Origin of the sequence: Actinoplanes sp. NPDC051861, from assembly GCF_040681145.1 — a bacterium.
Taxonomy (GTDB): Bacteria; Actinomycetota; Actinomycetes; order Mycobacteriales; family Micromonosporaceae; genus Actinoplanes.
This window is the reverse complement of sequence record NZ_JBFAYE010000022.1, coordinates 20,474-32,325: the sequence shown is the minus strand read 5'-3', so window position 1 is coordinate 32,325 and position 11,852 is coordinate 20,474. Positions and strand designations below refer to the sequence as shown.

11 protein-coding genes are annotated in these 11,852 nt (G+C 70.6%); 7 read left to right on the top strand and 4 right to left on the bottom strand.

Annotated elements, in window-relative coordinates:
* Positions 1-177: 177 nt before the first annotated feature.
* On the bottom strand, positions 178-1,233 hold the full coding sequence (locus tag AB0M02_RS37665) for a glycoside hydrolase family 43 protein (RefSeq protein WP_364236080.1): 1,056 nt from the start codon (positions 1,231-1,233) through the stop codon (positions 178-180).
* Between the two features lie 263 nt (positions 1,234-1,496).
* Between AB0M02_RS37665 and AB0M02_RS37660 the strand changes: the two genes are divergently transcribed.
* Both AB0M02_RS37660 and AB0M02_RS37655 read left to right on the top strand, forming a co-directional pair.
* On the top strand, positions 1,497-3,797 hold the full coding sequence (locus AB0M02_RS37660; protein ID WP_364236078.1) for a beta-L-arabinofuranosidase domain-containing protein: 2,301 nt from the start codon (positions 1,497-1,499) through the stop codon (positions 3,795-3,797).
* Between the two features lie 9 nt (positions 3,798-3,806).
* Positions 3,807-4,451: an AbfB domain-containing protein gene (locus tag AB0M02_RS37655; protein WP_364236075.1), complete on the top strand. Its 645-nt coding sequence runs from the start codon at positions 3,807-3,809 to the stop codon at positions 4,449-4,451.
* Here the strand turns inward: AB0M02_RS37655 and AB0M02_RS37650 are convergent.
* The 3 genes from AB0M02_RS37650 to AB0M02_RS37640 all read right to left on the bottom strand — a co-directional run bounded on the left by AB0M02_RS37650 (position 4,408) and on the right by AB0M02_RS37640 (position 7,411).
* Positions 4,408-5,025 (bottom strand): sugar O-acetyltransferase, encoded by a 618-nt coding sequence (locus AB0M02_RS37650; RefSeq protein WP_364236073.1) that lies wholly within the window; start codon positions 5,023-5,025, stop codon positions 4,408-4,410. The genes AB0M02_RS37655 and AB0M02_RS37650 overlap by 44 nt on opposite strands.
* Complete coding sequence (locus tag AB0M02_RS37645) at positions 5,012-6,130, bottom strand: MFS transporter (protein ID WP_364236347.1); 1,119 nt, start codon at positions 6,128-6,130, stop codon at positions 5,012-5,014. The genes AB0M02_RS37650 and AB0M02_RS37645 overlap by 14 nt, the downstream gene beginning before the upstream one ends.
* A 90-nt stretch (positions 6,131-6,220) precedes the next feature.
* The gene (locus AB0M02_RS37640; RefSeq protein WP_364236072.1) at positions 6,221-7,411 is read right to left on the bottom strand and encodes a hypothetical protein; all 1,191 of its coding nucleotides are present in this window, start codon (positions 7,409-7,411) and stop codon (positions 6,221-6,223) included.
* 158 nt (positions 7,412-7,569) lie between these two features.
* Here AB0M02_RS37640 and AB0M02_RS37635 point away from each other — a divergent pair, with 158 nt between their 5' ends.
* From AB0M02_RS37635 to AB0M02_RS37615, 5 genes are all read left to right on the top strand, one after another.
* Positions 7,570-7,935 carry a YciI family protein gene (locus AB0M02_RS37635; protein ID WP_364236070.1) on the top strand — a complete coding sequence of 122 codons (366 nt, stop codon included), beginning with the start codon at positions 7,570-7,572 and terminating at the stop codon, positions 7,933-7,935.
* A gap of 89 nt (positions 7,936-8,024) precedes the next feature.
* Positions 8,025-9,233 (top strand): acyl-CoA dehydrogenase family protein, encoded by a 1,209-nt coding sequence (locus AB0M02_RS37630; RefSeq protein WP_364236068.1) that lies wholly within the window; start codon positions 8,025-8,027, stop codon positions 9,231-9,233.
* Complete coding sequence (locus AB0M02_RS37625; protein WP_364236066.1) at positions 9,230-10,018, top strand: SDR family NAD(P)-dependent oxidoreductase; 789 nt, start codon at positions 9,230-9,232, stop codon at positions 10,016-10,018. Before AB0M02_RS37630 ends, AB0M02_RS37625 begins: the two co-directional genes overlap by 4 nt.
* Positions 10,018-10,755, top strand: a complete 738-nt coding sequence (locus AB0M02_RS37620) for an SDR family oxidoreductase (protein WP_364236064.1) — start codon at positions 10,018-10,020, stop codon at positions 10,753-10,755. The genes AB0M02_RS37625 and AB0M02_RS37620 overlap by 1 nt, the downstream gene beginning before the upstream one ends.
* Entirely contained in the window at positions 10,752-11,852 is a 1,101-nt protein-coding gene (locus AB0M02_RS37615) for a phosphotransferase family protein (RefSeq protein ID WP_364236062.1), read from the top strand. The genes AB0M02_RS37620 and AB0M02_RS37615 overlap by 4 nt, the downstream gene beginning before the upstream one ends.

The following is an 11,852-nucleotide window of genomic DNA, read 5'->3' as shown; positions in this document are numbered from 1 at the left end:
GGGTGTGCGCGCCGCGCGGCGCCTGGCGCAGCCCGGCCACGACCGCGGCCTGGGTCCCGAGCGTGACGATCAGGAACGGCCAGTGCCGCAGGTCGTACGGCCACGCCAGGTACGTCGCCACCAGGAGGCCGGCGGCGATGGCATAGGCGCGGAGGAGCACCGCACACCGATCGGCGCCTACTCGAGGAACTTGAGGCTGAACCCGGTGTCACTCGTCGGCCCCGGCACGTTCGCCCGCGTGTAGGCCGTGTTACCCCACCACACGAACGTCCCGGTGTACCAGTAGCGGTTCGCCCAGGCGTACGGCGTGCCCTTCGCCACCGCGTGGTACATGAACGGGAAGCGCGGGCCGGCCGGCGGGCTCGTCGCGATATCCCCGTTGAGCAGCACGAACGTGTGGTGCCCGGGCCCGTCGGCGTACAGCGTCGGGTCCCAGCCGGACATCATCGTGGCCCGGTTCGAGCCGAACAGGCAGCCGTTCGACTTGTACCAGTCCCAGACGTACGTCGGGTCGCCGCCGGCTCGCAGGCGCAGCTCCGCGAGGCAGTACTGGTTGCTCCAACTGCCGTTCGCGGAGTACACGATGTGCAGCCGCCCGTCCGGGTCGCGGATCGCCTCCGGCGCCTCGTTGATGAACGGGTTGCCGACCACGCGCTCCCAGCTCTCGCGGGGCTGGGAGATGATGAAACGCGGTCCTGTGGTGGCCGTCGGGCTGCTCATCCGGGCGATGTAGAGATTCTGCTCCACGTTGGTGTCGCCGGCCCATCCGGACCAGACGAACCAGCGCCGGCCGTCGAGGACGAACATCGTGCCGTCGATGGCCCACCTGTCGTCGGGCAGCGCCATCCGGGTAGCCGCGGTGTATCCGGAGGCGGCGGTGGCCGAGCTGATCACGTACATCCGGTGTGCGGCGCCCCGCCCGGCGGTGAAGTAGATGTAGTAGCGCCCACCGTCGACGTGGATCTCCGGCGCCCAGACCTCGCCCAGGTTGCCGGTGTCCGTCCAGACCTGGCGGGTGGTCGCGGTGGCGAGCCCGTCCGGCGAGGTCGCCTGCCGGACCACGATGCCGCTGCCGACCGCCTGCACCCCGACGTAGGTGCCGCCGACACGCAGGACGCTGGGGTCGGCGGCGCGCAGGCTGGTCCGGGCAGCGACGGCCGGTCCGGGCCAGATGAAGATCAAACCCATGATGTGTACGGCGAAGAGCGCGAAAAATCCGCGGCGAGTTCTCATGAGCGGCTCCGGGGGGACGGGCGGAGCGGGGAGTCCAGTCCACCACGTGGCAGGGTGGCCGGGCCAGGTGACTGCGGTTCCGGAACCTGGCGCGGGACGGCGCATGTGGTCGTGAACAAGACTCCGCGATGCGCGCCCGCATAACCGATTTTTCGACGAGAAACATCCCCTTGAGCTGATCGAAACGATCTGGCAACATAGCCGCATCTGAATGCCTGCCCGGGCCCGGCGCATCAATTGTTAGCGCTAACAGAGGGGTTTTCATGACTTCGCATCCGATCAGCCGTCGCCTCCTCCTGCAGGCGGCGGGGGCGGGCGCGCTCGCCACCACGGTCACGACGATCAGCGGCGGCGCGGCCGAGGCCGCGGTCGTGCCGCCGGTCCGGGCCGACCTGGGCGTCTCGGCGTACGCGTTCGACCTCGGCCAGGTGCGCCTGAGCGCCGGGCGGTGGATGGACAACCAGAGCCGCACCCTGAGCTACCTGCGCTTCGTCGACGTCGACCGGCTGCTCTACAACTTCCGGGCCAACCACGGCCTGTCCACCGGCGGCGCCGCGGCGACCGGCGGCTGGGACGCGCCGTCGTTCCCGTTCCGTACACACATGCAGGGACACTTCCTCACCGCGTGGGCGCAGGCGTGGGCCGTGCTCGGCGACACCGCCTGCCGCGACAAGGCGAACTACATGGTCGCCGAACTGGCCAAGTGCCAGGCCTCGAACGGATATCTCTCCGGGTTCCCCGAGTCGGACTTCACCGCTCTCGAAGCGCGGACGCTGTCCAACGGCAACGTGCCGTACTACTGCGTACACAAGACGCTCGCCGGCCTGCTCGACGTGTGGCGGCTGATCGGCAACACCCAGGCCCGTGACGTGCTGCTGCGGCTCGCCGGGTGGGTCGACACCCGCACCGCGCGGCTGACTAGCAGCCAGATGCAGGCGATGCTGGGCACCGAGTTCGGCGGCATGAACGAGGTTCTCGCCGACGTCTACCAGCAGACCGGGGACAGCCGGTGGCTCACCGCGGCGCAGCGGTTCGACCACGCCGCGGTGTTCAACCCGCTCGCCTCGAACTCCGACCAGCTCAACGGCCTGCACGCGAACACGCAGGTGCCGAAGTGGATCGGCGCGGCGCGGGAGTACAAGGCGACCGGCACGACGCGGTACCGGGACATCGCCCTCAACGCGTGGAACATCACGACCGGCGCGCACACGTACGCGATCGGCGGGAACAGCCAGGCCGAGCACTTCCGCGCGCCGAACGCCATCGCCGGGTACCTCACGAACGACACGTGCGAGCACTGCAACACGTACAACATGCTCAAGCTGACCCGCGAGCTGTGGCTGACGGATCCGAACCGGGCGGCGTACTTCGACTTCTACGAGCGGGCGCTGATCAACCACCTGATCGGCGCGCAGAACCCCGCCGACAGCCACGGACACGTCACGTACTTCACCCCGCTCAGGGCCGGCGGGCGGCGCGGGGTCGGGCCGGCGTGGGGCGGCGGCACCTGGTCGACCGACTACAACAGCTTCTGGTGCTGCCAGGGCACCGGAGTCGAGACCAACACGAAGCTGATGGACTCGATCTACTTCTACAGCGGCACCACGCTGACGGTGAACCTGTTCGCGCCGTCGGTGCTGTCGTGGACCCAGCGCGGCATCACCGTCACGCAGTCCACGTCGTACCCGGTCAGCGACACGACGACGCTGACGCTCTCGGGGACGATGAGCGGGTCGTGGAGCATCCGCGTGCGGATCCCGTCCTGGACGTCGGGCGCGACTCTCGCGGTCAACGGGGTGGCGCAGAGCGTCACGGCGACGCCGGGGAGCTACGCGACCCTCACGCGCACGTGGGCGGCGGGGGACGTGCTGACCGTACGCCTGCCGATGCGCGTGATCATGCAGGCGGCGAACGACAACGCCGCGGTGCAGGCGATCACGTACGGGCCGGTGGTGCTGTGCGGCAACTACGGCAACACGGCGCTGTCGGCGAACCCGTCGCTGACCGTCTCGTCGATCGCGCGGACCAGCACGAGCAGCCTGGCCTTCACCGCCACCGCGAACGGCGCCACCGTGAACCTCGGGCCGTTCCACGACGCGCAGGGCTTCAACTACGCCGTCTACTGGAACACCGGCGCCGCCGAGGTCGCCTACAAGCTGGTCAACGCCGCCTCCGGGCTGGTGATCGGCGTACGCGACATGTCCACCGCGGACGGCGGACTGGCCGTGGTCTGGGGTGACACCGGCACCGCCGACCACCGGTGGGTCCAGGTCGCCGACGGCAGCGCCGTGCGGTTCCGCAACGTCAACAGCGGCAAGGTGCTGGGCGTCGACCAGATGTCCACGGCCGACAACGCCCGTGTCCTGCAGTGGGCCGACAACGGCACCGCCGACCACCGCTGGACGCTGGTCGCCAACAGCGACGGCTCCTACCGGATCCGCAACGTCAACAGCGGCAAGGTGCTGGCGGTGCTGAACGCCTCCACCACCTGGGGTACCCAGGTGGTCCAGGAGAGCGACAACGGCAGCGCCGACAACAACTGGCGTCTCGTCCGGGTCGCCTGACCGCCGCCGATGAGAGCCGCAGCGGTCCTCGCCGCCGGGGTGGCCGTCGCGGCCGTCGTCCTTGTGGTGCCGCGTCTGGCACCCGAGTCGCGGCCGCCCGGCGCCGGGGCTCACTGGGTGCCGGCCGGCACCGGCGCCGGGGACCGGTCGGCGCCGGCCGTGGTTCCGTCGCGCCCCGGTGCCGGCAGCCTTCCCCCGGTCGCCGGCTTCTCAGCGGTTCCTCTCACGGCGATGTCGCTCGAGGCGGTGAGCGCGCCCGGCCGCTTCGTCACGGTGACGGACGAGCCGGGCACGCTGCGGGCGATCACCGTGGCCGGCCCGGTGTCACGGCGCCGGGCGGCCACGTTCCGGGTGATCCGCGGGCTCGCCGAGCCGGGTTGCTACACGTTCCGGGCGGCGGACGGCCGCTACCTGCGGCACATGTCGTTCCAGTTGCGGCTGAGCCCGGACGACGGGACCGAGCTGTTCCGGCGCGACGCCACGTTCTGCGCCCGGGCCGGGACGGTTCCCGGGTCGGTGCTGCTGGAGGCGCACAACTACCCGGGGTTCCTCGTCCGGCACCTCGGTGACGACCTGTGGCTGGACCGGTTCGACGGCAGCGCGGCGTTCCTCACGGAGAGCTCGTTCGCGCCGCGCCCGCCACTCGCGTCCTGAGGTCCTCGTCGGTGATCTCCCGGACCACCCGGCACGGCACCCCGACGGCGACGGTCATCGGCGGGACGTCCCGGGAGACGACACTGCCGGCGCCGATCACCGCGCCGTACCCGATCCGCACGCCCGGCAGCACCACCACGTTGCTGCCGATCCAGACCCGGTCCTCGATCACGATCGGCTCGGAGAAGCGCCGGAAGTCCTCACGCAGCTCCGGGTGGATCGGATGCCCGGTCGTGGTCAGCGTGACGCTCGGCGCGATCATCACACCGTCACCGATCCGGATCTCGACGTCGTCGACGAACGTCAGGTTCACGTTGCCGAAGAAGTCGTCGCCGATGTGCACGTTGCTGCCGAACCCCGCGTGGAACGGCGAGAGCAGCACCGTCCGGGCACCCACCGACCCGAGGATCTGCTCGAGCAACTCACGGCGGCGCTCCGTGTCGGCGGGGCGGGTCTGGTTGTACTCGAAGACCAGATCGGCGCGGCGCAGCGGATTCTGGAAGGAGGCCTCGGACTCGGTGTAGAGCAGCCCTCGGTGGATCCGGTCCCGTACCTCATCCTCACGATCTTGCATATCGCAACGCTAGCGGGAGACCGGCGGTGAGTGCTGCCAGCACCACGAAGCCGGCCGCCCAGCCATGGTGCTCGACGACGGCACCGACCAGCGGCGCGGAGGTGGCGATGCCGAGGGCGCTGGCCGAGTTCATCCAGGTCATCGCCTGGGTGTAGACCTCGGCCGGGGTGGCCTGTTGCAGCAGCACGGCCGCTGGGATCAGGACCAGGGCGACACACCCGCCGACCACGGCGTAGCCGGCGAACATGGCCGGCACGCCGGGGGTCAACGCCAGCGCCGCACATCCGGCCGTCATGAGAAGGCTCGCGCCGGTCGCCACCGGCGGCGCGGTCCGGAGGTTCCCGTAGGCGATCCCGGCGACCAGGCTGACCACTCCTCCGGCCCCGGTGATCAGACCGGCGAGCGAGCCGGCGCCGTGTGCCAGCGCGAACCCGGTGATCGCCACGCCGATACCGCCGAAGAAGAAGCCGAGGGTGAGGTTGACGGCGAAGAGGACGGCGATCGGCCGGGTCAGCAGACGGCGGTCCACGACGGCACCGCGGGGCCGGCCACCGGGCGCGGGCTCCGTGGCCCTGGCGGTGAGCATGCCGGCCAGTCCCAGCGCCGTCAGGGAGACGGCCAGGACGAGGCCGGCCCACGGGGCTCGCGTGGCGCTGAGCGCGGACACCAGGACCGGTCCGATGAGGAACGTCACCTCGTTGAGGGCGGCTTCGAGCGAGAGCGCCGCGGTACCGCCGCCCAGCGTGCGCCAGCGGGCTGCGGAGAGGGCGCCGACGGGCGGGGCGGTGGCGCCGAGCAGCGCGGCCAGGAGGACACCGGCCGTGGCCGACCCGCGGGCCAGGACCAGCGCGACCGCCGCGGCGGCGAACAGGCCGGCGGTGAACGGAACGACCCGGCGCTGACCCCAGCGGTCGACGAGCCGGGCGACCTGCGGCCCGGCCGCCGCGTCAGCGACGGCGAACGCGCCGGTGGCGGCACCGGCTCCGGCGAACGACCCGGACGATCCGAGAACCGCCCAGAACACGGCGAGACCGCTCATGGCCACACCGAAGCGGGCGACAGCGGCGGGAACGAAGAACCTCAGTGCGCCCGGAAGACCGAGCAATTGACCTGTACGCAAGGCGAGAACTCCGACGGTGAGAACACCGCGAGCCGCCAGACAGGTCGGACTGGGACATCAACTCGTACGCCGAGCCTAGCGCCGGAGGGCGACCATCACGACATTGGGGGTGGTGTCGTCGCCGGCGAGCGGCGGGACCCGGACCTGGAAGCGGCGGCCCGCGCGCTCCCGGATCGTGAACGACCATCGGTCGTCGCCGCCGTGGACGGCGTCGTAGGTGACGGTCCCGAAATCGGGGATCGCGGCGTCGCTGCGCACGCAGTAGTCGTGGACAGCGGTGCAGGCCAGCAGGAACGCCTCCGCCTCGCCGCGCAGCCGGGGTGCGGGCGCCGGTGCCGGCGCGGCCTCCGGCACCGCCGGGCGCAGGCGTTTCCAGGTGCGGGTGACCAGCTCGGTCAGTCCCTGGTAGGCGGCGTTGCCCAGAACACCACTGCCGATCGCCACCGCCACCCACTCGAGAGCCTCGGTGGGCATCCCGGAGATCGGACCGTGTACCGATTGCTCATTCGCGTACCGTTCCAGCCGTTCCGCGGCCTCGCGAACGCCGGCCTCGCTCAGCCGCGCCAGGCCCGCGACGTCCCTCCTGCGCCAGAGGTCCTCCACCAGCTTGGTCGCGGCGCCTGCGCTGCCCTGGACGGCGAGTTCGGCGAGGCCCTCGTCGCCGACGAGGTCGCGCAGAGCAACGGCGGCGAACCAGCCGGCCTGACCTTCGGTGAACGTCATCTGCCGCAGTCGTGCCACGTCACCGGAGTCGGCGAGCAGGAGCGCCGGGGTCGCGTACTCCTCGAGCTCGTGGAACACCGCTACGAACCGGTCCAGCATGGCCGGATCGGGGTCCTGCACGCAGCGATCACGGAACAGCGCGGTCGCCCAGAACGCCTCCAGCACCCGCCCTTCGGCGGCGATGTCGTCCAGCAGCGCCATGGCCCGGTCGCGGTAGCCGCAGGCGTAGAGCCCGTTGGCCAGCGGCGCCCGCCAGCCCTGCGCCATCCGCTCGGCCGCGGGCCAGCTCGCGCCGGCCATCGCCGCACGCAGCCGGGTCTCCGCGTCGCCGGGTCCATACCTGCCGACCAGAAGTTCCGCCAGATAGGCGGCGGAGACAGGGCTTGCCGACGCCAGCCGGGTCAGCAGCGGCAGGTCACCTTCGGCGGCCACGAGTCGCGCCACCCAGTGCTCGGATGCGAGCTCACCGTCGTCGGCGTGCGCGCGAATGTACTCGAGCGCCTCGCCCGCACGTCTCGCCCGCATCAGCGCCGCCGTATCCATGCCCGCCAGTATCCCTGCCGGGGAAGAAGCGCCGCCGTGCGGTGAGTGGAGGCGCTGGGTGGGTAATTTGTTCCGGTCCGGTGTCGGATTCGGGGACTGGCGTTCGTGGAGTGGGTCAGGGGCGGCCGTTGAGGCCGCCGGGATGAGGGAGTCCTGGGATGGCGCGTTTTCTGATCTCGTTCGATGACGGGGCGATGGATCACATCTCCGCGGAGGATCTGCCCGATGTGGCCGAGACCGCGCATGCGGCTGTCCAGGAGGCCGTCGACGCCGGGGTGTTCGTGTTCGCGGGTGGGCTGGAGCGGCAGCGGGCAAGCATCGTGGGCGTGGACGGTGTGGTCACGGATGGGCCCTACCCGGAGACCAAGGAGGTCATCGGCGGGCTGGTGGTCGTCGAGGTGGGTTCGCGGGAGGAGGCGCTGAAGTGGGCGGCCAAGATTGCCGGTGGCTGCCGTACCGCTCAGGAGGTGCGGGAACTCATGGCCGATCCGCGGCTGGACGAGATGCTTCGCCGGGCCGGGTGACGGCCCGGAACAGGTCGGGCGTCGTCGAGGATCAAATGGCTGTCGTGTGCGATCAATTCGGCGGCGGCCCGACGGCCTAGCTTGGTCGTATGGATTTCAGCCTGTCCGAGCGTGCCGCGGCGGTCACCGAGGCGGTGCGGGCGTTTGTTCGTGACGAGATCGAGCCGGTGGAGCGGGAGTTGCGGGGGGCCGGTGGCGACCGGTGGCGCGTACCCGATGAGGTGCGTGAGTTGCAGCGCAAGGCGCGGGATCGGGGGCTGTGGAATCTCTTCCTGCCGCCCGGTCACGAGGAGAGGTACGGCGTGGGGATGTCGAACGTCGACTACGCGCCGGTAGCGGAGGCTACCGGGTGGTCGCACCTCGCGCCGTACGTCTTCAACTGCAACGCCCCCGACACCGGCAACGCCGAGGTGCTGCTGAAGTACGGCTCGGAGGAGCAGCGGGAGCGCTGGCTGGATCCGCTGCTGGACGGGCGGATCCGCAGTGCTTTCGCCATGACCGAGCCGGGTGTGGCGTCGTCGGATGCCACGAACATGGAGCTCACCGCCGTGGTCGACGGTGATGAGGTGGTGCTGGACGGGCGCAAGTGGTGGACCACCGGCGTCGGCCACCCGGACTGCGCGGTGCTGATCGTGATGGGCCTGACCGACCCGGAGGCGCACCGGTACGCCCGGCACTCGATGGTTCTCGTGCCGATCGACGCCCCCGGTGTGCGGGTGGAGCGCATGCTCGACACGATGGGCTTCTTCGACGAGCCGTTCGGGCACGGCGAGGTGTCGTTCACCGGCGTACGCGTCCCGCTGAGCAACGTGATCGACGGGCCCGGGCGGGCGTTCGAGATCGCGCAGGGTCGCCTCGGCCCGGGACGGGTCCACCACGCGATGCGCCTGGTCGGGCTCGCCGAGCGGGCGCTGCACCTGGCCTGCGAGCGCGGTCTGTCGCGGACCGCGTTCGGCAAGCCCCTCGCCAACCTCGGCGGCAACCGGGAGCGGATCGCCGAGGCGCGCATTGCGATCAACTCGCTGCGGCTGCTGATCCTGCACGCGGCATGGAAGCTCGACACCGAGGGAGCCGCGATGTCTGAGGTGAGCCAGATCAAGGTGGCCGCGCCGAACGTCGCTCAGCAGGTCATCGACTTCGCCATGCAGATACACGGCGGCGCCGGGCTCTCCAGCGACTTCCCGCTCGCCGCCGCCTGGACCGCCGCCCGCGCGATCCGCCTCGCCGACGGCCCGGACGAGGTGCACCGAGGTGTCATCGCGCGGATCGAACTCGCACAGCATGGAGCAACCCGATGAGCCGAGTCCTGATCACCGGCGGCGCCTCGGGCCTCGGCGCCGCCCTCGCCGCCCGTTTCGCCGCCCGCGGCGACCGGGTGCTGGTCACCGACCTGAAGGAGCCGGAGTCACTGCCGGCGGGCGCGGTCTTCCAGCGACTGGACACCACCGCCGAGGAGGACTGGTCGCTGGCGCTGGACCGGGTACGCGACGACCTCGGCGGCCTCGACGTCCTGGTCAACAACGCGGGCATCGCCGCCGGTGGCCGCATCGACCGGTTGAGCGCCGACCACTGGCAGCGGGTCCTGAGCGTCAACGTGCTCGGCGTCGTCAACGGGTGCCGCACCTTCACGCCGCTGTTCAAACAGCAGGGGAGTGGCCACCTGGTCAACGTCGCCTCCGCCGCCGGGCTGCTGCACCCGCCCGCGATGAGCTCCTACAACGCGAGCAAGGCGGCGGTCGTCGCGCTCTCCGAGACGCTGCGGCACGAGCTGAGGCCGTGGGGTGTGAACGTGTCAGTGGTCTGCCCGACGTTCTTCCGGACGAACCTCGCGGCGTCGATGTCCGGCGACGACCCGATGATGGAGCAGGTCGCCGCCCGGCTGATCAACAAGGCGCCACTGGGAGCCGACGAGATCGCTGCCAACGTCATCAAGAGCTTGGATTCCCGTACATTTTTGATAACGCCCGACAGAGCAGGCCGCGTCGCGGCATGGACCAAACGCTTTGCTCGCGCGCTCTATGACCGCAAGATGTTCGCGCTCGGCGCCAAGATCCGCCGCGGCGAGCTGGACGAGGTGAAGTGATGAGCAAGGGTGTCGTCCTGATCACCGGAGCCAGCGCGGGGCTCGGCGAGGAGATGGCGCGGCAGTTCGCGGCGCTCGGCTACGACCTGGCGTTGTGTGCCCGGCGCACCGACCGCCTGGAAGCGCTGCGGAGCGAGCTGACCGGGACGAGGGTCAGCGTTCGCAAACTGGACGTGACCGACGATGAGGCGGTGTTCGGCGTGTTCCGGGAGTTCGCCGAGGAGTTCGGCCGTATCGACCGGGTGATCGTGAACGCGGGGCTGGGCAAGGGCGCGCCGCTGGGCTCCGGGCGATGGGACGCGAACCGGGCCACCGCGATGGTGAACTTCGTGGGCGCGCTCGCGCAGACCGAGGCGGCGCTGGAGATTTTCCGGGCGCAGCAGCGCGGGCATCTCGTGCTGATCTCGTCGATGTCGGCGCTGCGGGGCATGCGCCGGTCGATGACCACCTACGCGGCGACCAAGGCGGGCGTCGCGGCGATCGCCGAGGGGGTCCGGTCGGAACGGATCCGCGGTGTGGACGTGTCGGTGATCTTCCCGGGCTACATCCGCTCGGAGATGAACGAGCACGTCACGCAGAAGACACCGTTCATGGTGGACACGCCCACCGGTGTTCGCGCGATGGTCACGGCGATCGAGAAACGCAAGATCAAGGCGTACGTGCCCGCGTGGCCGTGGGTGCCGATCGGGTGGGCGATGCGGGCGCTGCCGCTGTCGGCGGTGCGGAGGATGGTGTGAGAGTTCGCGCCGAGGACGCCTTCGACGTTGCGGCCGCCGCGGCCTGGCTCGCGGAGAACGCCGGTGTGCAGGGCGTTCCCGAGGTCGAGCAGTTCACCGGTGGCGCGTCGAACCTGACGTACCTGCTGCGATACCCCGGCCGCGACCTGATTCTGCGCCGGCCTCCCGCCGGGACGAAGGCGGCGAGCGCCCACGACATGGGCCGCGAGTACCGCATCCAGTCCGCGCTGAAGCCGGTCTTCGGTTACGTCCCGGAGATGGTGGCGTACTGCCCGGACGAGTCGGTGATCGGGTCGCCGTTCTATGTGATGGAACGGGTGGCCGGAAGCATTCCGCGGCGGGAGCTCGGTGCCGATCTCTCGGTGGAAAGGACCCGGGAGCTGTGTACCCGGGTCCTCGACCTGCTCATCGACCTGCACTCCGTCGACCCCGCGGCGACCGGCCTCGACGACCTCGGCAGGGGCGCGGGATATGTGTCCCGTCAGGTCGAGGGCTGGAGCAGGCGGTACCGGGCGGCGCGTACCCGCAACGTCGGCTCGTTCGAGAAGGTGATGGCGTGGCTGACCGAGAATCAGCCCGCCGACTCCGGCACCTGCCTGATCCACAACGACTTCCGGTTCGACAACGTGGTGTTCGACCCGGACGACCCGACCCGGCCGGTCGCCCTGCTGGACTGGGAGATGGCCACGCCGGGCGACCCGCTGATGGATCTCGGGGGCGCGCTGGCGTACTGGGTGCAGGCCGACGACGGTCCGCTGTTCCGGGCGTTCCGCCGCCAGCCCACGCACACGCCCGGCATGCTGAGCCGGCGCGAGGTGGTCGACTACTACCGCACCCGCCGCGGCATCCAGCTGTCCGATCGGCAGTGGGCGTTCTACGAGGTCTTCGGGCTGTTCCGGCTTGCCGTGATCGTGCAGCAGATCTACTACCGATACCACCACCGGCAGACCACCAACCCGGCCTTCCGGCACTACTGGGTAGCGTGCCTCATGCTCGAGGCGCGATGCCGGCGGATCATCCGCCGGGCTTCGTCGCGGGCCTCGTCGCGGGCTTCGTCGCGGGCTTCGTCGCGGGCTTCGTCGCGGGCAGGGAGGTAG